Genomic DNA, 24,006 nt, shown 5'->3' on the forward strand with positions numbered 1-24,006 from the left:
CGCGAGAGGGGAGCGCGCGCGATGGAGGGCGCGCGGTGAGAAACTGGGAAGCCCGCTATAGGTAAGGAAGCCCCATGCGCATCGCCGTCACCGGCGCGAACGGAAAACTCGGCCGTACGGTCGTCATCCGTCTTCGCGAATCAGGCCACCAGGTCGTCGCCCTCGACACGGTCGGTGAGCGTGCGCCCGGCTTCGTCCGCATCGATCTGACCGACTACGGCCAGGTGGCGGATGCCCTGGCCGGCATCGACGGAGTGCACGACGGACTCGACGCGGTCGTGCACCTCGGGGCCGTGCCGGCGCCGGGACTCGTGCCCGACGCCCAGGCCTTCCACAACAACATGAATGCGACCTTCAACGTGCTGCAGGGCGCGCGTCGCGCCGGCATCCGCACCATCGTCACGGCGTCGAGCGAGACCGTTCTCGGGCTGCCATTCGATGTTCCACCGCCCTATTTGCCGGTCGACGAGGACTACGAGACCCGGCCGGAGTCGATGTACTCGCTCACCAAGCACCTCGAGGAGCAGTTGGCGCTGAAGCTCACCCGCTGGGACCCGGAGCTGAGCGTCACAGCGCTCCGCTTCTCCAATGTGATGGATCCGGCCGACTACGCGGAGTTCCCCTCCTTCGACGCCGACCCGCTCCTGCGCAAGTGGAATGCGTGGGGTTACATCGACGGCCGCGATGGCGCCCAGGCGATCGAGCGAGCCCTGCTCGCGAGCAACCCGGGCTTCGACGTCTTCATCATCGCCGCGGCCGACACGGTGATGAGCCGGTCGAGCGCCGCGCTCGCGGCGGAGGTGTTTCCGTCGGTCACCGTCACCAAGGAGCTCGGCGAGCACGAGACCCTGCTGTCGATTGACAAGGCGCGGCGCGTTCTCGGGTACGAGCCGGAGCACTCCTGGCGCGACGGTGCGTAGGCGACTCTTCGCAGTTCTGGCGATAGCCGTTTGCCTGACGATCGGTGCTGGCCAGGCGGCATTCGCGCTCCCCGAGCCGACCGTGCCAGAACCGGTGGCGCAGTACTTCGCGACGGGGCTCGTCCCGCGGGTCGAGACGCTCTACGGCCCGGGGGCCAAGAAGGGCTCTGGCATCGCGTTCGACGACACGACCACGGTCGGCGGCATCCATCGCGTCTTCTCCTGGACGTCGTCGTTCCTGTCCGGCGAGAAGACCGATGCACCGACCGAGCTGACCAACACGTGGGTCGCGCCGATCACCGTGAAGGATCAGCCGGTCGGACTCGCCACGGTCTGGATCAACCCCGACAGCGATTCTGACAACGACGCCCCCGAGCTCGCAGACTTCGATCTCGGCCCGGCCCTGGTGAGCGCGCTCGCGAAAGCCCCGACCGGTACCGTGCTGATTCGGGATGACAGCCACTCGGCCTGGTTCGCCAGTGATGGCACCACGATCACTCCGCTGGTCACCGGAACCTCTGGCGTCGCGGTGGCCACGGCAATCACGGCCTATCAGAAGACTGTGCCCGCCGCGCCGACACCGACGACGGATGCCGGCGGCCCGAACGGTCTGCTTGTGGCCGGGGGAGTGCTCGGCGGCGTCGTGATCCTGCTCGTCATCTTCGTGCTGCTGCAGGTGCGGCGCCGACCGCCCGGCCGCACGGTCCCTGAGCCTGTCGAAGGGGCCGAGCCCGTCGAAGGGGCCGAGCCTGCCGAAGGGGTCGAGCCCGTCGAAGGGGCCGAGCCTGTCGAAGGGGCCGAGCCACGACCTCTCCCGCCAACCACGCCGGTCTTCATCGAGCCGGCGTTGCCCGATCGCGACTGACTTGCGCCGCGGGCATCCGTCACTTAGTCTTTACGAAGCCAAAGACCGCCGGTTATTGCCGTGCCGAGAAGTTCTGGAACCAGATCACCTGGAAACAGACCATCTCGATACAGCAGTCGAAGGTTCGCTCAAGCGAAGACCTGCGCAGGTGTATTGAGAGTCCCGTTCTGTTTGATCCGGGTTTCGCTCCGTGCGCTTGCGCCGGAGCTTTTTTCGTTAAGTGCGTAGGTCTTGGCACGAACCACTAACGAAGGAGCCACATGGCGAACAAGGAAGCTTCGGTTGCCGAGCTGACGGACAAGTTCCGCGACTCGACCGCCGTTCTGCTCACCGAGTACCGCGGGCTCACTGTCGCTCAGCTCAAGACGCTGCGCAAGTCCCTCAGTGAGCACGCAACCTACGCCGTGGTGAAGAACACGCTGACCAAGATCGCGGCCAACGCGGCTGGCATCTCGTCTTTCGACGAGGAGCTTGTCGGGCCGTCCGCAATCGCATTCGTTCACGGTGACCCGGTCACCGTCGCGAAGGGTCTGCGCGATTTCGCCAAGGCCAACCCTCTTCTCGTGATCAAGGGTGGTTACTTCGACGGTAACCCCCTGACCGCCGAAGAGGTCAACAAGCTCGCTGACCTCGAGTCTCGGGAGGTGCTGCTGGCCAAGCTGGCCGGTGCCTTCAAGGCCTCGCTGTTCGGCGCCGCCTATCTGTTCAACGCTCCGCTGTCGAAGGCCGTTCGCACGGTCGACGCGCTGCGTGAGAAGCAGGATTCCGCTTCCTAGGCCCTGCCTAGAACTGCGGTAAGTCAACACAAGAAATTAGGAGAAACATCATGGCAAAGCTGACTAGCGACGAACTGATCGAGGGCTTCAAGGAGCTGACCCTGATCGAGCTCAGCGAGTTCGTCAAGAAGTTCGAAGAGGTCTTCGAGGTCACCGCGGCCGCCCCCGTTGCAGTTGCTGCAGCCGGTGGCCCCGCGGCTCCCGTCGAAGAGGTCGAGGAGAAGGACTCGTTCGACGTCGTTCTCGAGGCCGCTGGCGACAAGAAGATCCAGGTCATCAAGGAGGTCCGCGCGCTCACGAGCCTCGGCCTCGGCGAGGCCAAGGCTGTCGTTGATGGTGCCCCGAGCACCGTCCTCGAGGGCGCAAACAAGGAGACCGCCGAGAAGGCGAAGGCTCAGCTCGAAGAGGCCGGCGCAACCGTCACCCTCAAGTAGTCGACGCCCGCAAGGGCATCAACTGCGAGCATGAAAGGTGCCGTCCCCCCGGGGGCGGCGCCTTTTTGCATGCGCACGTCAGCGTGACCGAGCGCTCCTCGCAACCGGATACGGTGGAAGCCATGAGCAATGACGTTCGCCGCAGACCCTCCGCCGAGATCTCCCGCTCCTGGTTGCTGGTGCCGGCGACGGCGTCCGACCGCTTCGGGCCGAGTGTCGAGTCGCGCGCAGACCAGGTCATCCTCGACCTCGAAGACGCCGTCGATCCCAAGCTGAAGGACGATGCCCGCGCGGTCGTCGCCGAATGGCTGGCGACATCCGGCTCCTCCGCCTGGGTGCGCATCAACAGTGTCGACACCGAGTTCTGGGGTGGGGATGTCGACGGGCTGCGCGGCCTGCCGGGTCTGCGTGGTGTGATGCTCGCCAAAACCGAGTCCGCCGAGCAGGTGTCGGAGACCTATCACCGGCTCGGCAGCGCGACCCCGGTTCTCGCGCTGGTCGAATCCGCGCTCGGAATCGAGGATGCGGCCGACATCGCCCGGGCGAAGGGGGCGTTCCGGCTCGCCTTCGGCAGCGGCGACTACCGCCGAGACACCGGTGCGAGCGCCGACGACCTGGCCATGGCCTACCCGCGCTCCCGCCTGGTCGTGGCCAGTCGAGTGGGCAATCTGCCCGGTCCGATCGACGGGCCGACGGTCGGCAGCAGTCATCCGGTGCTCCGGGAGCAGTCAGAGATGACGGTCGCGCTCGGCATGACCGGCAAGCTCTGCCTCGATACCTCGCAGTTGCCCGTCATCAACGAGGTCATCAGCCCCACCGGATCGGATGTCGCCTGGGCGCAGTCGTTCCTGGCCGACTTCGAGGCACGAGGGCGCACCATCCGCGATGGTAGCGACCTTCCCCGGCTCGGTCGCGCAGAGAAGATCGAGCGACTGGCCCGCGAGTTCGGCGTCGAGGCGCGCTGATTGTTGCTGGACTGCGGCTCGGGGGATATCGCGTTCGCGCGAGCTCAGCGGCCCTGCGTACAGTGATCTAGTGAGTACAGTGCGTGGCGGGCATCCAGGTCCGCGGGGCCGCATCAGCGGCGGAGACGCGGATGCGCAGCGCGCCGCGAACGCACAGGCCCCGAAGATCCCGAACCTGTTGCCCCGCATCGCGGCTCTGTTCGCTCCGCATAAGACGGCGCTCATCACGACCGCCGTTCTCGTGATCATCGGCGCCGGTCTCACGGTGTTACCGCCGCTGCTCACCGCCCGCGCATTCGATATGGGGCTGTTCCCGAAGAGCGGCCACCCGAACTTCCCGGTGCTGCTCGAGATCGTTGGTCTGATGGTCTTGATCTTTGTCGCCTCGGCGGCGCTCGGCGTCTGGCAGACGTACCTCACCGCCACCGTCGGAAACAGGGTGATGGGCGCGATGCGGGTGCGCCTGTTCAGCCACCTCCAGCGGATGGAACTCGCGTTCTTCACCAGAACCAAGACCGGAATCATCCAGTCGCGGTTGCAGAACGACGTCGGCGGTGTGGCCAACGTGCTCACCAACACCGTCTCCAGCGTGCTCGGCAATACGGTCACCGTGATCGCGGCATTCGTGTCGATGCTCGTGCTCTCCTGGCAACTCACGGTGGTTGCGATCATCCTGATGCCGATCCTGGTCATCGCCCAGCGCCGCGTCGGCCGGGTGCGTGCCAAGATCGCCACCAAGACGCAGGAGTCGCTCAGCGACATGACGGCAATCACGCAAGAGACGCTGTCGGTCTCCGGCATTCTGCTGGCCAAGAGCTTCAATCAGCAGAACACCGAGGTCGACCGGTACGCGAAGGAGAACGAGACCCAGATCGGGCTGCAGGTGCGTGAGCAGATGAGCGGCCAGTGGTTCTTCGCGATGGTGCAGATCTTTCTCGCGATCATCCCCGCGGTGATCTACCTCTGCGCGGCATGGCTGATCCTGCGGGATGTCCCGGTCACCGCCGGCACGATCGTCGCCTTCACCACGGTGCAGGCCCGTCTGATGTTCCCGCTGCTCGGGCTCATGCGGGTCGCCCTCGACCTGCAGACCTCGCAGGCACTGTTCGCGCGCATCTTCGAGTACTTCGATCTGAAGCCCGCGATCGTCGACCGCCCGGCCGCACGCCCGGTGCAGCAGTCACGGGTGGGGCACGTCGCGTTCGATGACGTTGTCTTCCGGTATCCGGATGCCGGCGACGAGACACCGCCGACCCTCAAGGGGCTCTCGTTCGAGATCCAGCCCGGGCAGTACGCAGCCTTCGTCGGACCCTCGGGCGCAGGCAAGACGACCGTGTCATATCTCGTCCCGCGGCTGTACGAGGCATCGGGGGGTACCGTGCGGTTCGCCGACACCGATGTGCGCGACCTCGAGCAGGAATCGCTGATCTCCAATATCGGGATCGTCAGCCAGGAGACCTACCTGTTTCACGCGACGATCGCCGAGAACCTGCGCTACGCGAAGCCCGATTCGAGCGATGCCGAGCTCGAGGCTGCTGCCCGCGCCGCGAACATCCACGACACCATCGCGTCGTTCCCCGACCGGTACGAGACGGTGGTGGGGGAACGCGGCTACCGCCTCTCCGGAGGCGAGAAGCAGCGGATCGCGATCGCCAGGGTGCTGCTGAAAGACCCGGGCGTGCTCATTCTCGACGAGGCGACGAGCGCGTTGGACTCCATCTCGGAACGGGTCGTGCAGCAGGCGCTCGACACGGCATCCCGAGGTCGTACGACCATTGCGATCGCTCATCGGCTGTCGACGGTGGTCGGGGCAGACGTCATCTTCGTCGTCGACGGCGGCCGCATCGTTGAGCGCGGTACCCACTCGGAATTGATCAGCGCCGGGGGAGTTTACGCGCGGTTGCACGCGGAGCAGATAGCGCTGCGCTGACCCCTCCGCGCCGACCTGACAGCGCTGACGCAACGACGGCGCATCCGAGGTTTCCCTCGGATGCGCCGTTGGAGAGAGCGGAGTTACTGCTTGATGAAGGCGAGGAGGTCGGGGTTGAGCACGTCCGCGTGGGTCGTGAGCATGCCGTGGGGGAACCCCTCGTAGATCTTGAGGGTGGAGTTCTGAAGCAGTTCGTGCTGCTTCAAGGAGGCGTCCTTGTATGGAACGATCTGATCGTCGTCGCCCTGAGCGACGAGAACCGGAACGGTGATCGCCTTGAGGTCATCGGTCTGGTCGGTCTCGGAGAACGCCTTGATGCCCTCATAGCCCGCCAGCGCGCTGCCCATCATGCCCTGACGCCACCAATTGTCGATCACGGGCTGGGAGACCGTGGCACCGGGGCGGTTGAAGCCGTAGAACGGCCCCGAAGCGACTGCCTGGTAGAACTCTGCACGGTTGGCCGCCAGCGCTTCGCGGTATCCGTCGAAGACCGAGAGGGGAGTCCCGTCGGGGTTCGCGTCGGTCTGCACCATCAGCGGGGGGATGGCGCAGACCAGGATGAGTTTCGCCACCCGGCCCTGCGGTTCGCCATACTTGGCGACGTATCGTGTGGCCTGGCCTCCCCCGGTGGAATGGCCGATGTGGATGGCGTTGTGCAGGTCGAGGTGCTCGACCACGGCGTTCACGTCGCTCGCATAGTGGTCCATGTCGTTGCCGGTGCTGACCTGGGTCGACCGCCCATGGCCTCGACGATCGGACGCAATTACCCGGTACCCATTGGCGTGGAAGAACAGCATCTGCCCGTCCCAGTCGTCAGCAGACAGCGGCCAACCGTGATGGAAGACGATGGGCTGGGCGTCGGGGCTGCCCCAGTCCTTGTAGTAAATCTCTACGCCATCGTCTGTGGTCACAAACGGCATGATCAACCTCCGGGTTCACGTCGAACCAAGCAGCGCTCGGCACAACTGATGGGTGCTGGTGCCCCCATGTGAGGGCACGATCGGGACCACCTCGTTTGCGGGCCCACATCGAGAGTGCTCCGGTTGCCCAGTCATTGCATCAGTCATTTGTACGCCTTTCGACATTTGCGCCACTGGTTAACCACCCTGCGTAATCTCCACCGTGCCGCCGGTAGATTGGCAGCACCATGAAGTACGCCAACAGTGTCATCGACCTCGTCGGAAACACCCCCCTCGTCAAGTTGAACAGCGTCACCGAGGGGATCGTGGCGACCGTGCTGGTCAAGGTCGAGTACCTCAACCCCGGCGGCTCATCGAAGGATCGGATCGCTACCCGCATCATCGATGCTGCCGAGCGGGACGGCTTGCTAAAGCCCGGCGGCACCATCGTCGAACCGACCTCCGGCAACACCGGCATCGGCCTGGCACTCGTCGCCCAGCAGCGCGGTTACCGATGTGTCTTCGTGCTCCCCGACAAGGTCGGCGAGGAGAAGCGCAACGTGCTCCGCGCGTACGGCGCCGAGATCGTGGTAACCCCCACCGCCGTGGAGCCGAGCAGTCCCGAGTCGTACTATTCGGTTTCCGATCGACTCGCCCGCGAGATCCCGGGCGCGTTCAAACCGAACCAATACTCGAACCCGAACGGGCCACTGAGCCACTATGAGACCACCGGCCCCGAGATCTGGCGCGACACCGAAGGTCTGGTGACGCACTTCGTCGCCGGCGTCGGTACCGGCGGCACGATCAGCGGCGTCGGAAAGTACCTCAAGGAGGTGTCGCATGGCGCGGTGCGCATCATCGGCGCGGATCCCGAGGGCTCGGTCTACTCGGGCGGCACCGGGCGGCCATACCTGGTCGAGGGAGTCGGGGAAGACTTCTGGCCCGAGGCCTATGACGGATCCGTCGTCGACGAGATCATCGCATCGTCCGACGCCGAGTCGTTCGACTTCACCCGGCGGCTCGCCCGGGAAGAGGGGCTGCTGGTCGGCGGCTCCAGCGGATTGGCCGTCGCCTCCGCACTGAAGGCCGCGCGCGATCTGCCCGCCGACGCCGTGATGGTCGTGCTGCTGCCCGATGGCGGCCGCGGCTACCTGGGCAAGGTCTTCAATGACAAGTGGATGCAGTCGTACGGCTTCACGCAGGTCTCCGACGAGAAGACGGTGGCCGACATCGTGCAGGAGAAGGCCGGGGCGATCCCGGATCTCGTGCACGTGCATCCCTCGGACACCGTGCGTGACGCCATCGAGATCATGTCCAAGTACGGCGTCTCGCAATTGCCGGTGCTCACCGCGGAGCCGCCGGTCGTGATCGGCGAAGTGGTCGGTGCGCTCGACGAGCGAGCCCTGCTCGAAGCCGTCTTCGGTGGTGACGCCCAGATGACCGACCCAGTAGGGAAATTTATCGGGCAACCGCTCGGTTTGATCGGGGTACATGAGGCGATCAGTGTCGCCCGAGCGTCACTGAGCAAGGCGGATGCCCTGCTCGTCACCCAGGACGGCAAGCCAGTAGCCGTCATCACCCGTCAAGACCTGCTCACCTTCCTCTCCGACTGATCGCTCCCTATTTCTTCCCAGCTCGACCTTTTTCACCACGCCCCTTTTCCCGACCTCGACGAAATCGGTACCCCTGTGTCTGACAGCCATGACTTCTCCACCCGCGCAATCCACGTCGGGCAGGAGTTCGATCCATCAACCGGATCGGTGATCCCCCCGATTTATCAGACCTCCACCTTTGTTCAAGACGGCATCGGTGGGTTCCGCGGTGGGTACGAGTACGCCCGCAGCGCTAACCCCACGCGTTCATCCCTCGAGACGCTCCTGGCCGATCTCGAGGGTGGGGCGCACGGTTTCAGCTTCGCCTCGGGGCTCGCGGCAGAAGACACGCTGCTGCGAGCGGTGCTGAAGCCCGGCGATCACATCGTCATGGGCAACGACGTGTATGGCGGAACCCACCGCCTCATCGACCGCACGTTCACCTCGTGGGGCATCGAGCTCGACACCGTAGAGATGATGAACCTCGACGCCGTGCGCGCCGCGGTCACTCCGAAGACCCGTGTGCTGTGGGTAGAGACCCCCAGTAACCCGCTGATGAAGATCAGCGACATCGCCGCTCTGGTCGAGATCGGTCACGCTGCGGGAGCGATCGTCGTCGTCGACAACACCTTCGCCTCGCCGTATCTGCAGAACCCGCTCGCCTTCGGTGCTGACGCCGTCTCTCACTCCACCACCAAGTACCTGGGCGGTCACTCCGACGTGCTCGGCGGCGGCCTGGTCATCGCCGATGACGAACTCGCCGAGAAGGTGCGCTTCCTGCAGTTCGCGGTCGGTGCCGTCTCCGGGCCGATGGATGCCTGGCTCACCGTCCGCGGAATCAAGACCCTGGCCTTGCGCATGGAGAAGCACTCCTCGAACGCGCAGGCCATCGCCGAGACGCTGGTGGCGCATCCGGCCGTCGAGCGGGTCTACTACCCGGGCCTCGCCGACCACCCCGGCCACGACCTCGCCGCACGCCAGATGCGCGGTTTCGGGGGGATGCTGTCTCTGCAGCTCGCCGGCGGCCCGGCCGCGGCACGCACGTTCGCCGAGTCGACGAGCCTGTTCCAGCTGGCCGAGTCGCTCGGCGGGGTCGAGTCGCTGATCGGCTACCCGACCGAGATGACCCACGCGTCCGTGCGCGGCACCGCGCTCGCCGTACCGGAGAACCTCGTGCGGCTCTCGGTCGGCATCGAGGGTGTCGACGACCTCACCGCCGATCTGCTCGAGGGTCTCGCCCGACTGTAGCTCCCGCTACTTTCCCCTCGAGTTGTCACAGATCGATCCTTCGCCCCGGGCGTGAGGTCGATCTGTGACAACTCGATGCGCAGTGCAGTTCGGCCGCCGCTCGCGCTGTGGATAACGAATGCTGTGCACTCCCGTTGTGGTCCACGCTGTCGTCATGCGCAGCCGAACCTCGCTCCCCGCTCCTCTGCACTCCCGCGCGTTCTCGACGGCCGAGGGCCGTTCAGCCGGCGTCGGCGAGGGGCGGATGCGCGGCCCTGACCTCGCTCGGCCCTTCGCGGGGGTACGTGTGCCTCGACACCTCCCCGAGCTCGGGATCGTGACTCGGTGCCGCGGGTACGAAACGCTCCTTCGGCCGGATCAGTTCTTCAGTCACACCACTGCGGCACGGTTGTGGGGATGCCCCGTTCGCGGACCAAAGAACGAGGCGTCGCACGTGTCGGTGCCGCACCCCGCGCGCGCTCCCCGCTCGGCTGGCGTCGTCGGGCATCAGACGCGAGAGGCCAGCATAGTCACGCGTCAGGGGTTTCCGTGCTCCGATTCGGTGAGTACCTGGCTCGCCCTAGCCTCCGTCGTCGACGAGAACGAGCTCATCGTCGCGGGCGACCATCTCCTGCTGGACCCGTATGTGCTCGACCCGTACGACATCCGCCCATACGCGACACTCGCGCAGGTGACGAAGGCGGTGGAGGACTTCCACGGTCGAGGGGCACGAGCCGCGGCATCCGCTCTCCCCCTGCTGAGCCGTCGCGCGGAGTCGCGCACTGAGACTTTGCTGCGGCTGCTTCTCTTGCGATCTGGGTTGCCCATGCCGGACGTGAATCGTGAAGTTTTCGACGGGGCAGGACGCTTTATCGCCCGCGTCGACCTGCTGTTTCGTCAATGGCGGGTGATCGTCGAGTACGACGGCGAGCAGCATCGAGTCGACGACCAGCAGTATGAGATCGACCTGCATCGCCTCGACCGGTTGAGGTCCGCGGGCTGGACCGTGGTGCAAGTGCGTAAGCGCGGGCTCTTCGTGACGCAGGCTGACACTATCGCCAGGGTCGCGCGGGCGCTTCGCGCACACGGATGGCCGGGCTGAGTCGATCCGCCCCTCGACTTGTCACAGATCGACCCTCAGCCCTGGGCGTGAGGTCGATCTGTGACAGCTCGAGGAAGAAATCACGCGGGCGACCGCTACGAGAGGATGTCTTTCCGGGAAAAGCGGACATAGGCCAGCCCGCCGAACACCACGATGTAGCCCGCCTGCAGCACCGCGTTCGATGCGAACGAGTCCCACGCGATCGGCTGCCGCAGCAGGTCGCCGAAGCTCAGCCAGTAGTGCGAGAACAGAAACGGATGCAGCCAGTCCAGCTGCGGCAAGGAGTCCGCGATCTGCACCGCGACATCCAGCACAACGGTCGCGGCCATCGCGCCGACCGGCACGTCGGTCAGCGTCGAGATGAACAGCCCGACGGCGGCGAACCCGAGCAGACTCACCGTCACGTAGAGGGCGATGAGCAGGGCCCGACCCAGCGCCTCGCTCACGCCGACCGTGTCTCCGGAGAGCAGCGTGGTCGGTCCGATCGGAAACAGCGCCGCACCGATCAGCGCGCCGGCGACCGCGACGGTGAGGGTCGCGGCGAGACAGAACAGCGCGATCCCGATGTACTTGACGATCAGCAGACGGATGCGTCCGGCCGGGGCCACCAGCAGATACCGCAGTGTTCCCGTGCTCGCCTCGCCGGCGATCGCATCGCCGGAGACGACCCCCACCGTCAGCGGCAGAAACAGCGGAACCGCGAGCAGCAGGCCGGCGAACGTGACGAACAGCCCGTTCTCGCTGATGTCGCTGATGAACGCCGGCCCGCGCCCCGACCCGGTGATCTTGACCGCCACGGCGACCAAGACCGGCACCGCAGCCAGCGCGAGCAGCATGGCCCAGGTTCGTTTGCGCCGGAACAGCACTGTGATCTCCGACGCGAGCAGTGCCAGCCCTACCCGACTACTGGGCAACGTCGAAACCCTCACCGGTGAGTGCGACGAACCGGTCCTCGAGACTCGGACGTTCCACGGCGAAGGCCCGAACGCGCACTCCCGCAGCCACCAGCGCGGGCACGATGGCGTCGGGATCCACCGCGGCTCCAAGGGGTGAGACCACCGTCGATTCCGCGGAGCCATGCTCGATCGTGGCGAGCAGCCCGAGCCCGGCCAGCGCGCTGACGGCGGCCGCGGCATCCGGAGTGATCAAACGGATGCCCGGCTCGCCGACCCGGCGCAACTCCTCGAGCGTGCCCTGGGCCACCAACCGTCCCGCGCTCATGATCGCGGCGTGCGTGCACATCTGCTCGATCTCCGCGAGCAGGTGGCTGGAGACGAACACCGTTGTTCCCTCGGCGGCGAGCGAACTGACGAGCGAGCGCACCTCACGGGTGCCCTGCGGATCGAGGCCGTTGGTCGGCTCGTCGAGCACCAGCAGGTCGCGCGGCATCAGCAGGGCATTCGCGAGCCCGAGGCGCTGCTTCATGCCGAGCGAGTACGCCTTCACCTTCTTGCGGCCGACGCCGGAGAGTCCGACCCGGTCGAGTGCGCTCTCGACCCGGGCCGTGCGGGTGGCTGACGGTGCGCGTCGGTCGGCGGAGTCGAGGCGGCGGAGGTTGGCGGTGCCGGAGAGAAAAGGGTAGAAGCCGGGGCCCTCGACGAGCGCGCCGACCTTCGGCAATACCGACCGCAGGCCCATCGGCATGCTTTCGCCGAGCACAGTCGCGCTTCCACTGGAGGCAGAGATCAGGCCGAGGAGCATTCTAATCGTGGTGGTCTTGCCTGACCCATTCGGGCCGAGGAAGCCGAAAACCGAGCCGCGCGGCACGCTCAGGTCGACCTCCTGAACGGCGGCATGGCCGCCGAAGCGTTTGGTCAGGCCACCCGTCTCGATCGCGAGCGAGCCGTCGCTCACGTCGTGGGCGACGGGGCGGCGGCCACGGCCAGCAGGCGCGAGATCGGCACCGAGCCGGCGAGCACCCGTCCGTCGTCGGTGACGAGCACGTTCAGCAGGCTGGTGTGGAACACCCGTCCGCCGTCGACCGCCGTGGTGAGCTGCGAGAACTGCTTCACCGAGCCGAGGCTCGAGAGCGGTGACTCTTTCGGGCTGACGATCACCGCGCTCCAGCCGCTACCGACGACGGTGGGCTTCACACCAGCAGGCGTCTTTGTGCCGCCGTGATTCTTCGAGTCGGGACGGGCCGAATGAGTGGGCGCCTTCTTCTCGGTCACCTTCGCGCTCTTCGGCGGGGTGAACTCGAAGGTGCGCTCGGCGGGCTTTCCGATCACCAGGTTGCTGAAACCGATCGAGAACGCGGCATCCTTCTGTCCTCGCGCCTTCGCCGACACCTCGAGCGGCAGCCCCGTCTTCGCATCCACCGCGATGGTCACCGACGAGACGAGCGTGCCGGAAGCCTTGGGCTTCAGCACGAGCGTGTATGCGGAACGGTTGGCGACCGACGAGTCGGTTCCCACGCTCAGCTTTGTGCTGCTGTCGAGCCTGGCGACGATCGCGCGGGCCACCTCAGCGGGGGTGCTGGCGGTGGGAGTGGGAGCGGGAGTGGCACTGCGGCGCGAGGGAAGGGTGGTGTGTACGGCCGTGCTCTTCTTGGAGTCGTAGACCCAGACATCCTTTCCGTTGCGGATGACGTCTTGCTCAGCCATCTGCTTGATGACCTGCAGGCGCACCTTCGTCGGCCCGTCGACGTAGACCCGAGCGGTCTGCGCGCTCGAGAGCAGCGTGAGCACTGACGAGATGTCGGAATCCGTGCCGCTCGATCCGCCGGAGACCGCGGGCAGCGACGGAAGGCCGAGGTCTGAGGTGGTCTTCACGGTGCCGGAGAAGGCGTCGGTGGTGCTATCGCCGATCATGGCGAGCACCTGTTCCGGGGTCTTCGAGCTGAGGGAGACTGCGGCATTGGCCGACACCGGAACGGCGACGGCGCCGAGCGTGACGACAGCCGCTGCCACAGCAGCGGGGATCCACCGAGCGCGGCGTGACGGGAACAGGCGGGGCATGGGGCGACCTCTCGTAGAGATAGCGCACAACATACGCCGCGAACCTGCCCGTTGTCTCTATATCCAGCTTGTCTCTACATCTTGCTCATTCCCTCCGCCGCGATCGACGGAGACCAACCATGATCGAAACCGGCAGGGCGAACATGCATAGCGTGCCCATAGCAACGCCATAGTCTCCGCAGAGGCCCACCGCCGAGAGTTGCGGCATGGCCCACTCACTCGATTCCTTCGCCCTCGACGTGGCCCTGCCCGTGTACAACGAGCAGGCCGCGATCGAGCAGTCGGTGCGCACGCTGCACGACTACCTCAGCGCCGAATTCGACGCGACCTGGCGCATCACCATCGCCGACAATGCCTCGACGGATGACACGGCCGCCATCGCCGACCGCCTCGCCTCCGAGCTGCCGGGCGTCGTCGTCGTCCACCTGCCCGAGAAGGGTCGGGGCCGGGCGCTGCGCACGGTATGGCTCGACTCACCGGCGGAGGTGGTCGCCTATCTCGACATCGACCTCTCCACCGGGCTGAGCGCTCTGCCGCCGCTGGTGGCGCCCCTGCTCTCCGGTCACTCGGATGTCGCGATCGGTACCCGCCTCGCTCGCAGCTCCCGGGTGACTCGCAGTGCAAAGCGGGAGTTCATCTCGCGCAGCTACAACCTGTTGCTGCACGGGGCCATGGCGGTGAAATTCAGCGACGCCCAGTGCGGCTTCAAAGCGGTGCGACGGGATGTCGCGCTCCAGCTGGTTCCGCTGGTCGAAGACGACGGCTGGTTCTTCGACACGGAGCTCCTGATCATCGCCGAGCGCAGCGGCCTCCGCATCCACGAGGTTCCGGTGGACTGGGTGGACGACCCGGCGAGCTCCGTCGACGTCGTGTCCACCGCCCGCGACGACCTTAAGGGGATGCTGCGGGTCGGTCGATCGATCGTCACCGGCCGCGTTCCGATCCAGGCGATCTATGCCGAGCTGGGGCGGCGGCCATTCGATCCACCGCGGCGACCGAGTTTCTTCGGACAGGTGCTGCGCTTCGGTGTGGTCGGCGTGCTCTCGACCGTCGCCTATGCCCTGCTCTACCTCTGGCTGCAGCAGCTCGTGCCCGGACAGGTGGCCAACTTCTTGGCGTTGCTCATCACCGCCGTCGCCAACACCGCGGCCAACCGGCGTTTCACCTTCGGCGTGAGCGGCAGGGGCGGAGCGGTCGCACATCAGTTTCAGGGACTCGTGGTGTTCGGCATCGCTTGGCTGATCACGAGCGGGTCGCTCGTCGGGCTGCACGCGCTGCGGCCTGACGCCTCGGCTCACGCCGAGCTCGTGGTGCTCACGGCGGCCAACCTGTTCGCCACTCTGCTGCGGTTCGTGTTGTTGCGGCTGTGGGTGTTCCGACAGCATCGCGTTGGCGCCGCCACGCTAGGGCAGCTGGTGACCCGATGAGCACCCAATCTCGATGGTCGATTAGCGCGCGAGCCTCGGTCATCCGCACCCTCACCCGCGCCATCATGTACGGCCGAACCACCGCCGCGACCTGGGAGCGCCCCGCTTTGCTCGGCCTTCTCGTGGCGACAGCGGTGCTCTACCTCTGGAATCTCACCGCCAGCGGCTACGCCAACTCGTTCTACTCCGCCGCGGTGCAGGCCGGTTCGGTCAACTGGGAGGCGTTCTTCTACGGCTCTTCCGACGCGGCAAACTCGATCACGGTCGACAAGCCGCCCGCGAGCCTGTGGTTCATGGCGCTCTCGGTGCGCGTGTTCGGACTCAGCTCGTTCAGCATTCTGCTGCCAGAAGTGCTGATGGGCATCGCCACCGTGGCGCTGGTCTACGCGATCGTCCGACGGCACTTCTCGGCGCGGGCCGCGCTGCTGGCCGGGGGAGTGCTCGCGCTCACGCCGGTGGCCGCGCTGATGTTCCGGTTCAACAACCCGGATGCCCTTCTCGTGCTGCTGATGACCCTCGCGGTGTTCTTCACCCTGCGGGGGATCGAGAGCGGAAAGGTGCGCTGGATCCTGTGGGCAGGCGCGGTGGTCGGCTTCGGCTTCCTCACCAAGCAGTTGCAGGCGTTCCTCATCGTGCCGGTGCTGGTCGCCGCCTATCTGTGGATGTCGCAACGACGCCTCGGCACCCGCATCCTTCACCTGCTGGGCGCGCTCGGCACCCTCGTACTCTCGGCCGGCTGGTGGGTCGCGATCGTCGAGCTGGTGCCCGCGAGCATGCGCCCGTTCATCGGCGGATCGCAGAGCAACAGCTTTCTCGAGCTGACCTTCGGGTACAACGGCCTTGGCCGCATCACGGGAGACGAGACCGGAAGTGTGGGCGGCGGTGGCGGTACCGGCGGCAACTGGGGCTCGACCGGCATCCTTCGCCTGTTCGAGGGGGAGATCGGAGGTCAGATCACCTGGCTGTTGCCCGCCGCGCTCATCGTCATGGTCGCCGGGTTCGCCCTGCTCTGGAAGACGCCGCGAACGGATGGCAAGCGGGCGGTGCTGTTCCTGTTCTCGGGCTGGTTGCTGGTCACCGCCGTCGCGTTCAGCTTCATGGCCGGAATCTTCCACGCGTACTACACCGTGGCTCTCGCGCCGCCGTTGGCCGGGGTGGTCGCCGTCGGGGCTAGCCTCCTGTGGTCGCGCCGTGCCGAGTTCTGGGCGCGCATCATCGCCTCGGCCACGGTGCTGCTCACCGCGCTCTGGTCGTTCGCGCTCCTGAGCGAGGCGAGCACCTGGCTGCCGTGGCTGAAGTGGCTGGTGCTCGCGGTCTGCGTGATCGCGGCCGCGCTACTGCTGTTGCCGAATCGCGGACGGATGCTGACTGCCGCCACCATCGCGGCAACCCTCGTCGGCGCCCTCATGGCCCCCACCGCCTACACCCTGCAGACCGTGTCGACCGCGCACACGGGGTCGATCGTCACCGCGGGGCCGACCGTGTCTGGGGCCATGGGTGGCGGACGGCGTGGCGGGTTCGGGGGCCCGGGTGCCCCTGGCGGCACTCCTCCTGGCGGCACTCCTCCGGGCGGTAACGCGGGCTCGCAGGCACTGCCGACGGGCGGAATGGGCGGCGGAATGGGCGGCCTCCTCGGCGGCGGATCCGCGAGTAGTGCCGTCACGGCTCTGCTCAGTACGGATGCCGCGGACTACACCTGGGTGGCCGCAGCGGTCGGATCCAACAACGCCGCCGGTTACCAACTGGCCAGCGGCGACCCGGTGATGGCACTCGGTGGGTTCAACGGCAGCGACCCGTCGCCCACACTGGCCGAGTTCACGACGCTCGTGGCGGCGGGAAAAATCCACTATTTCGTGGGCTCCGGCTCGTTCGGGCAGTCCCGCGGGGGCTCATCGGAAGCGTCCGATATCGCGGCCTGGGTGGCAGCGCACTTCGCCGCGCAGACGGTCGATGGCGTCACCGTCTACGACCTGAGCGCGTGATCCCTCCCCACGACGGGGGTGATAATGGTTCCCGCAGTGCGGCATCGGGTCCGCGCGCACACCGCGAACGAAGCCGGGTACCGCCACTCATGGAGCCACAGAAGGTTCGAGCCCCCAACATCCGTGATGTCGCACGACTGGCCGGGGTCTCGTACCAGACCGTGTCGCGCGTGCTCAACAACTCGGAGGCACTGCGGCCGAGCACGAAGGAGCGAGTGCTCGAGGTCATCGATCAGATCGGCTACCGCCCGAACCAGGCGGCGCGTGCGCTGGTCACCAGCCGGTCGCGCACCATCGGAGTGCTCACCTCGCAGACGGCGAACTACGGTCCGGCCACCATCTTCACCGCGATCGAGGAGGCGGCTCGCGACGCGGGCTACGTGATCACCACGACCAGCCTCGCCACCAGCGACTACGACGCCATCCGCGAACGACTCGAGTACCTGGTCAATCAGTCGATCGAGGCCCTGATCGTGATCGCCCCGCAAGTGCGAGTCTTCCAGGCCATCACCGAGCTCGAGATGCGCATCCCGATGGTGACGCTCGACTCCACCCGCCGCAATTCGCACAGCCTCTCCGTCGACCAGGTCTCTGGCGCGCGCCGCGCGGTGCGCCACCTCATCGAGCAGGGGCACCGCCGCATCCTGCACCTCGCCGGACCGCAGGACTGGATCGAGGCCGAAGCCAGGATGCGCGGCTACGTCGACGAGATGGTGGATGCAGACCTCGTGGCCTATCCGCCCATCCTCGGTGACTGGACAGCCGAGCACGGGCACTACGTCGGTCGCGAGTTGATGCGCAACCGCGACTTCAGCGCGGTTTTCGCCGCCAACGACCAGATGGCGCTGGGCCTCGCCCACGCCTTCCACGAGGGTGGCCTCAGCGTGCCGGGAGACGTGAGTCTGGTCGGCTTCGATGACATCCCCGAGGCCGCGCACTATTGGCCGCCGCTCACGACGGTGCGGCAGGACTTCGACGAGATCGGCCGTCGAGCGCTGTCGCTTCTGCTCGGGCAGCTGGGCGGAGTGCGAGAGCTCGACTACTCGCCGATCGCGCCTGAGCTCGTGGTGCGAGCGTCGACAGCGCCTCCGCTCGCCCCGTGAGAATCACTCGTTGTGTTCAATTAGGTCACGATCTCGCATAATCTGCGTTAACTTCTTGACGCCAACGCTTCGTTGCTGCACTGTCGTTTTTATGCCAGCGTCGTCGCGTCCACACCGTCATAGCGCGCGCAATCCGGGCTCTCAGACCGCCCTGCGCGAACTGAACCAACAGCGCATCGCCGACACGCTTCTGGCCAGTGGCCCGTCCACCCAGGCCGAACTGGCCCGCCAGACCGGGCTCTCGACCGCCACGATCTCGAACATCGTTCGGATCATGTCGGATGCGGGCATCGTCGAGACCGAGCCGACCACCAGTTCGGGCCGCCGCGCTCTGCTCGTGCGGCTCTGCAACCGCAGCGCCGTCGCGGTGGGGATCGACTTCGGACGACGTCACCTGCGCATCGCCATCGCCACCCTCGGCTACGACGTCGTCGCGGAGGAGAACATCGAACTTCCCGTCGGGCATCGGGCCGAGGAGGGCATCGAGACCGCATCGAACCTTCTGACGAAGATGCTCGCCGACAACGCCATCGCGCACAGCTCGGTCCTCGGGGTGGGCGTCGGCATTCCGGGCCCCATCGATCGCCGCGCCGGGCGCGTGGTTCAGGGGGCGATCCTGCCCGAGTGGGTGGGGATCGACCTCGTCGAGCTCGAAGACGGTCTGCGCTTTCCCGTCGTGTTCGACAACGACGCCAACCTCGGCGCGCTGGCAGAGGTCACCTGGGGTCCGCACAGCGAGATCGACAACCTGGTCTTCGTCAAGGTGGGGTCTGGGATCGGTGCCGGACTCATCCTGAATGGCCGACCGTTCTATGGCGGGCTGGGCATCACCGGCGAGATCGGGCACGACACCATTACCGACAACGGTGTGGTGTGCCACTGCGGCAATCGCGGCTGCCTAGAGACGGTCGCGTCGACCTCGGTGATGCTCGACCTGTTGTCGCGCTCGGGGGTGTCTCGGGTGGGGCAGATCGTCAGTCGAGCACAGGCGGGCGACTCCGCCACGCTCCGGGTGCTGGATGACGCGGGTCTGGCCATCGGGCGGGCGCTGGCCAGCGTGGCCAATCTCATCAACCCCGAGGTCGTCGTCGTCGGTGGCCCGCTTGCAGAACTCGGTGATCTCTTCCTCTCGTCCATCGAGCGCGGCCTGATGCGGCATGCGGTGCCGAGCGTGGGAGAGAGCACGCGCCTCGTCATGTCGTCGTTGGGCGAGCGGGCCGAGGCGTTGGGGGCCGCGGCCCTCGTGCTGCAGCACCAGGCGGTGCGGCATTTCTAGGCGCGGAGTTCTCGGCCAGAATCTGGTGACCACGCAGAGTGGCCCTAATACGCACACTCTTGCTCTAGGTGAGAAGTACAGCGCTATCGGCACGGTTGTCGGCACGTACAGCCGTTCACATCGGCGCGGAATGTGCGCCGAACACAATATTTCGGGCCCGTTACAGAGTTGTTGTGTTCACAGCTTGACGACAAGCCCTCCAACAAGGTTTAGTCTGTTAGCGGGCATTTTTCCGCGCCCCCTTACGAGACAAGGTAGTCCGGCGTTGATTACAACCGCGCGAGACGCACGTGTGAACGTACACATTCAGCACAAGCTGCCCTTGGGGGCGCACAATGGCAACTGAGGCACCCGAAGCCGCGGTGAAGGATTTCGCCACGGGACCGACCATCCTCGAGATGCGGTCGATCACCAAGGAGTTCCCCGGCGTCAAGGCGCTCGATCGGGTGTCACTCAGGGTGCGCGCGGGCGAGATCCACTCGATCTGCGGCGAGAACGGCGCCGGAAAATCGACGCTCATGAAGGTGCTGTCCGGCGTCTACCCCTACGGTACGTACACCGGAGACATCGTCTTCCAGGGCGAGGAATCGCGATTCCGTGACATCGGCTCCTCCGAGGCTGCCGGCATCGTCATCATCCACCAGGAGCTGGCCCTTATCCCGGAGCTCTCGATCACCGAGAACATCTTCCTGGGCAACGAGCCGCGTCGCTTCGGCGTCATCGACTGGGTCGCGGCAAAGAGCCGGGCGATCGACCTGCTCGCCCGCGTCGGGCTGGACGACGACCCCGACACCCAGATCAAGAACCTCGGCGTCGGCAAGCAGCAGTTGGTCGAGATCGCCAAGGCGCTCAACAAGTCGGTCAAGCTGCTCATCCTCGACGAGCCGACGGCGGCGCTCAACGAAAGCGACTCGCAGCACCTTCTCGACCTCATCCTCGGCCTGAAGGGCCGCGGCATCGCGTCGATCATGATCTCGCACAAGCTGAACGAGATCGAGCGCATCTCCGACTCGATCACGATCATCCGCGACGGCAAGTCGATCGAGACGATCGACGTGGTCGCCGACGGTGTGAGCGAAGACCGCATCATCCGCGGCATGGTCGGTCGCGTGCTCGAGAACCGCTTCCCCGATCGCTCGCCCAACATCGGTGAGACCTTCTTCGAGGTGAAGAACTGGACGGTGCAGCATCCGCTCACCTCCGAGCGCATGGTCGTCAAGAACTCGAGCTTCACCGTGCGCCGTGGCGAGGTCGTCGGCTTCGCCGGCCTCATGGGCGCCGGCCGCACCGAGCTCGCCATGAGCATCTTCGGTCGCTCATACGGCAATTTCATCTCCGGCCAGATCTTCAAAGACGGCAAGGAGATCCAGGTGCGCAACGTGAGCGAGGCGATCGCCAATGGTCTTGCCTACGTGAGCGAAGACCGCAAGGCGCTCGGACTGAACCTGCTCGACGACATCAAAGACTCGGTCGTCGCCGCGAAGCTCTCGAAGATCTCTCCCGGCGGAGTGATCAACCACGTGTCCGAGCACAACATCGCGGATGCCTACCGCAAGAGCCTGCGGATCAAGACCCCGACCGTCGACGAGGGAGTGAACAAGCTTTCCGGCGGAAACCAGCAGAAGGTCGTACTGGCCAAGTGGCTATTCACCGACCCCGACCTGCTCATCCTCGACGAGCCCACCCGTGGCATCGACGTCGGTGCGAAGACCGAGATCTACGGAATCATCCGCGACATCGCCGCTCAGGGCAAGGGAGTCATCCTGATCTCCTCCGAACTGCCCGAGTTGCTCGGTGTGTCTGACCGCATCTACACGATCTTCGAGGGTGCGATCACCGCGAACATCCCGGCCGATCAGGCCGACCCCGAAACCCTCCTGAAGAGTATGACTTCGGCGAAGAAGAAAGTTAACGACAAATGAGCGCTAATCGCGACGCCCCCACCAAGACGGGATTCCACTTCCGCGACCTCGGCAAGATGTTCGGCGGTGGACAGTCCAGCGGACGCCAGGTCGGCATCCTCGGCGCCCTCGTCGTCATCATCATCCTGTTCGAGATCCTCACCGGCGGCTTGACGCTTGATCCGACCAACCTGATCAACCTGGTCAACCAGAACGCCTACGTGCTGATCCTGGCCATCGGTATGGTCATGGTCATCATCGCCGGCCACATTGACCTCTCGGTCGGATCGGTCGCAGCGTTCGTGGGAATCGTCGTCGCGACGGCGATGGTCAGCTGGCACTTCCCCGTTCCGGTCGCCATCCTGCTCGGGCTCGTCCTCGGTGCGGTGATCGGTGCCTGGCAGGGCTGGTGGGTGGCCTACGTCGGGGTTCCGGCGTTCATCGTCACCCTCGCGGGCATGCTCATCTTCCGCGGCGCCAACCAGTACTTCGGTAACTCGAACACCGTCACGGTCCCCGACTCGTTCACGTTCATCGGTAACGGATCGATCCCCGACTTCGGCCCGAACATCGGCTACAGCAACGGCACCCTGATCTTGGGAATCCTGGCGATCGCCGCCCTGGTCTGGCAGGAATTCCGCCAGCGCCGCACGCAGACTCTCATGGGCGCCGAGAAGGCACCGGTATGGGTGAGCGTCGTCAAGCTGGTCGTCCTGGTGTTCGTTGCCGGCGGGGCGACGATGTTGTTCGCTTCCGGTCGGGTCGGCACGAGCTTCCCGATCTCGGGCATCATCCTCGGCGTGCTCGTGCTGATCTACTCCTTCGTCACCCGCAACACCACGGTCGGCCGCCACATCTACGCTGTTGGTGGCAACTGGCACGCGGCGGAACTCTCCGGCGTCAAGATCAAGCGGATCAACTTCTTCGTCATGCTCAACATGTCGGTGCTCGCCTCGGTCGCCGGCATGATCGGTGTGGCTCGCGCCGGTGCATCGGGCCCCGGTGACGGCACCGGCTGGGAGCTCGACGCCATCGCCGCCGTCTTTATCGGTGGCGCGGCAGTCGCCGGTGGTATCGGAACGATCGTCGGATCGATCATCGGTGGTCTGGTCATCGCGATCCTCAACAACGGCCTGCAGCTGCTCGGCGTCTCGAACGACCGGGTTCAGATCATCAAGGGTCTGGTGTTGCTGTTCGCCGTCGGTATCGACGTCTACAGCAAGCGGCAGGGTCGTCCGTCGATCATCGGCATCCTCACCCGTCGTCGCCGCTCGACGAACGTCGGTGACGACGCGAGTGTCGCCGGCGTCGCTCCGCTCGACCGCCCGTCGGTGGAGCCCGGCGAAGAAAGCGCGGAGGCCTCTTCGCGCCCAGAATCCACTACCCCGAACGCATAGCAGCGCTCGGAGTAGCCCCGGGGAGTGATCCCTCCCCAACCTTGCAACTCACCAGCAGATCACATAACAGAAAGTGAACACAATGCGCAAAATCGCAATCACGACCGTGGCAATCGCCGGGGTCGCGCTGATGGCTCTGTCGGGCTGTTCCGCGCGGAGCAGCAGCTCGGGCAGTGACGCCTCGGGCTTCAAGTCCGGCTCCCTCATCGGTGTCGCACTGCCCGACAAGACGTCGGAGAACTGGGTCCTCGCGGGCAAGCTCTTCACCGACGGTCTGACCAAGGCCGGCTTCAAGCCGGACGTGCAGTACGCGCCCTCGAACAACACCGCTTCGGAGCAGGCAAGCCAGATCTCGACGATGAACACCAAGGGCGCCAAGGTCCTGATCATCGGTGCGTTCGACGGCAAGCAGCTCGGCTCGCAGGTGAAGGCCGCGGCCGCCAATGGCGCCAAGGTCATTGCTTACGACCGCATCATCCAGGACTCGAAGGACGTCAACTACTACGTCGCCTACGACAACTTCAAGGTCGGAGAACTGCAGGGCCAGGCTCTGCTCGACGGCATGAAGGAGCGTTTCCCGGACGCCAAGACCTACAACATCGAGCTGTTCTCGGGTGCACAGACCGACCCGAACGCGAAGGTCTTCTTCGACGGCGCGCTGAAGGTGCTGCAGCCGAAGATCGACGATGGAACGCTGAAGGTCGTCTCGGGTCAGACCGCGATCGCCCAGACGCAGACCACCGGATGGCTCGCCGCCAACGCGCAGACCCGTATGGACACCCTGCTCGCCGGCAGCTACTCGAGCACGGAGTTGAACGGTGTGCTTTCGCCGAACGACACCCTGGCTCGCGCCATCATCCAGTCGATCAAGTCGGCCGGTAAGAACACGCCTGTCATGCCCGTCGTCACCGGTCAGGACTCCGAGGCCGCGTCGATCCCGCTCATCATGAGCGGCGAGCAGTACTCCACGATCAACAAGGACACCACTGCACTCGTGCAGCAGGCGATCGACATGGTCAAGGAGCTCGCGTCGGGCAAGAAGGCGTCGACCAACTCCCCGGCCACGAACAACGGCTCGGTTGATGTTCCGACCTACTACCTGGCTCCGGTGCTCGTGACCAAGACGAACGCTGCCGAGGCGTACAAGAACAACTCGAGCCTCGAGGCTCTCGTCAAGGCCAACACCAAGTAGTCGCAACACCGCACCGACAGTTCGGCCCTCGCGGAAACGCGGGGGCCGAACTGCGTTCACG

At 65.8% G+C, this 24,006-nt stretch carries 20 protein-coding genes; 16 read left to right on the forward strand and 4 right to left on the reverse strand.

Features of this window, described 5'->3' with window-relative positions:
* Positions 1-74 precede the first annotated feature (74 nt).
* The 6 genes from IV501_RS15875 to IV501_RS15900 all read left to right on the forward strand — a co-directional run bounded on the left by IV501_RS15875 (position 75) and on the right by IV501_RS15900 (position 5,890).
* The gene (locus IV501_RS15875) at positions 75-920 is read left to right on the forward strand and encodes an NAD-dependent epimerase/dehydratase family protein (protein ID WP_200557295.1); all 846 of its coding nucleotides are present in this window, start codon (positions 75-77) and stop codon (positions 918-920) included.
* Positions 913-1,785: a hypothetical protein gene (locus tag IV501_RS15880; RefSeq protein ID WP_200557296.1), complete on the forward strand. Its 873-nt coding sequence runs from the start codon at positions 913-915 to the stop codon at positions 1,783-1,785. The genes IV501_RS15875 and IV501_RS15880 overlap by 8 nt, the downstream gene beginning before the upstream one ends.
* A 260-nt stretch (positions 1,786-2,045) precedes the next feature.
* Positions 2,046-2,561: a 50S ribosomal protein L10 gene (rplJ, locus tag IV501_RS15885; RefSeq protein ID WP_200557297.1), complete on the forward strand. Its 516-nt coding sequence runs from the start codon at positions 2,046-2,048 to the stop codon at positions 2,559-2,561.
* A gap of 50 nt (positions 2,562-2,611) precedes the next feature.
* Positions 2,612-2,995, forward strand: a complete 384-nt coding sequence (gene rplL / locus IV501_RS15890) for a 50S ribosomal protein L7/L12 (protein ID WP_200557298.1) — start codon at positions 2,612-2,614, stop codon at positions 2,993-2,995.
* Positions 2,996-3,117: 122 nt separating this feature from the next.
* Positions 3,118-3,960 carry an HpcH/HpaI aldolase/citrate lyase family protein gene (locus tag IV501_RS15895; protein ID WP_200557299.1) on the forward strand — a complete coding sequence of 281 codons (843 nt, stop codon included), beginning with the start codon at positions 3,118-3,120 and terminating at the stop codon, positions 3,958-3,960.
* Positions 3,961-4,030: 70 nt separating this feature from the next.
* Positions 4,031-5,890 carry an ABC transporter ATP-binding protein gene (locus IV501_RS15900; RefSeq protein ID WP_307812358.1) on the forward strand — a complete coding sequence of 620 codons (1,860 nt, stop codon included), beginning with the start codon at positions 4,031-4,033 and terminating at the stop codon, positions 5,888-5,890.
* 83 nt (positions 5,891-5,973) lie between these two features.
* Here the strand turns inward: IV501_RS15900 and IV501_RS15905 are convergent, their stop codons facing one another.
* Entirely contained in the window at positions 5,974-6,810 is an 837-nt protein-coding gene (locus tag IV501_RS15905) for an alpha/beta fold hydrolase (RefSeq protein ID WP_200557301.1), read from the reverse strand.
* A 227-nt stretch (positions 6,811-7,037) separates the two neighbouring features.
* Here IV501_RS15905 and IV501_RS15910 point away from each other — a divergent pair, with 227 nt between their 5' ends.
* From IV501_RS15910 to IV501_RS16645, 3 genes are all read left to right on the forward strand, one after another.
* Positions 7,038-8,402 carry a cystathionine beta-synthase gene (locus IV501_RS15910; protein ID WP_200557302.1) on the forward strand — a complete coding sequence of 455 codons (1,365 nt, stop codon included), beginning with the start codon at positions 7,038-7,040 and terminating at the stop codon, positions 8,400-8,402.
* A 75-nt stretch (positions 8,403-8,477) separates the two neighbouring features.
* On the forward strand, positions 8,478-9,629 hold the full coding sequence (locus IV501_RS15915; protein WP_200557303.1) for a cystathionine gamma-synthase: 1,152 nt from the start codon (positions 8,478-8,480) through the stop codon (positions 9,627-9,629).
* A gap of 541 nt (positions 9,630-10,170) precedes the next feature.
* Positions 10,171-10,710, forward strand: a complete 540-nt coding sequence (locus tag IV501_RS16645) for a DUF559 domain-containing protein (protein WP_200557304.1) — start codon at positions 10,171-10,173, stop codon at positions 10,708-10,710.
* 95 nt (positions 10,711-10,805) lie between these two features.
* Here the strand turns inward: IV501_RS16645 and IV501_RS15925 are convergent, their stop codons facing one another.
* From IV501_RS15925 to IV501_RS15930, 3 genes are read right to left on the reverse strand one after another with little or no spacing between them, the layout of a single operon-like run.
* A complete protein-coding gene (locus IV501_RS15925; RefSeq protein ID WP_234698682.1) occupies positions 10,806-11,624 on the reverse strand; it encodes an ABC transporter permease in 819 nt (272 codons plus the stop codon).
* Complete coding sequence (locus IV501_RS16305) at positions 11,614-12,564, reverse strand: ABC transporter ATP-binding protein (RefSeq protein ID WP_307812359.1); 951 nt, start codon at positions 12,562-12,564, stop codon at positions 11,614-11,616. The genes IV501_RS15925 and IV501_RS16305 overlap by 11 nt, the downstream gene beginning before the upstream one ends.
* Complete coding sequence (locus IV501_RS15930; RefSeq protein ID WP_200557306.1) at positions 12,561-13,619, reverse strand: LolA family protein; 1,059 nt, start codon at positions 13,617-13,619, stop codon at positions 12,561-12,563. Before IV501_RS15930 ends, IV501_RS16305 begins: the two co-directional genes overlap by 4 nt.
* Positions 13,620-13,873: 254 nt before the next feature.
* Here IV501_RS15930 and IV501_RS15935 point away from each other — a divergent pair, with 254 nt between their 5' ends.
* From IV501_RS15935 to IV501_RS15965, 7 genes are all read left to right on the forward strand, one after another.
* Positions 13,874-15,094, forward strand: coding sequence for a bifunctional glycosyltransferase family 2/GtrA family protein (locus tag IV501_RS15935; protein ID WP_200557307.1), 1,221 nt, complete (start codon positions 13,874-13,876; stop codon positions 15,092-15,094).
* Positions 15,091-17,076 (forward strand): glycosyltransferase family 39 protein, encoded by a 1,986-nt coding sequence (locus IV501_RS15940; protein WP_200557308.1) that lies wholly within the window; start codon positions 15,091-15,093, stop codon positions 17,074-17,076. Before IV501_RS15935 ends, IV501_RS15940 begins: the two co-directional genes overlap by 4 nt.
* 89 nt (positions 17,077-17,165) lie before the next feature.
* A complete protein-coding gene (locus IV501_RS15945) occupies positions 17,166-18,179 on the forward strand; it encodes a LacI family DNA-binding transcriptional regulator (protein ID WP_200557309.1) in 1,014 nt (337 codons plus the stop codon).
* A gap of 91 nt (positions 18,180-18,270) precedes the next feature.
* The gene (locus tag IV501_RS15950; RefSeq protein ID WP_200557310.1) at positions 18,271-19,455 is read left to right on the forward strand and encodes an ROK family transcriptional regulator; all 1,185 of its coding nucleotides are present in this window, start codon (positions 18,271-18,273) and stop codon (positions 19,453-19,455) included.
* A 335-nt stretch (positions 19,456-19,790) separates the two neighbouring features.
* Entirely contained in the window at positions 19,791-21,377 is a 1,587-nt protein-coding gene (gene mmsA / locus IV501_RS15955) for a multiple monosaccharide ABC transporter ATP-binding protein (protein WP_200557311.1), read from the forward strand.
* Positions 21,374-22,753, forward strand: a complete 1,380-nt coding sequence (gene mmsB / locus IV501_RS15960; protein WP_200557312.1) for a multiple monosaccharide ABC transporter permease — start codon at positions 21,374-21,376, stop codon at positions 22,751-22,753. Before mmsA ends, mmsB begins: the two co-directional genes overlap by 4 nt.
* 82 nt (positions 22,754-22,835) lie before the next feature.
* Entirely contained in the window at positions 22,836-23,945 is a 1,110-nt protein-coding gene (locus IV501_RS15965; RefSeq protein ID WP_200557313.1) for a substrate-binding domain-containing protein, read from the forward strand.
* The last annotated feature ends 61 nt before the right edge of the window (positions 23,946-24,006 follow it).

Source organism: Lacisediminihabitans changchengi (genome assembly GCF_016634425.1).
Classification (GTDB): domain Bacteria; phylum Actinomycetota; class Actinomycetes; order Actinomycetales; family Microbacteriaceae; genus Lacisediminihabitans; species Lacisediminihabitans changchengi.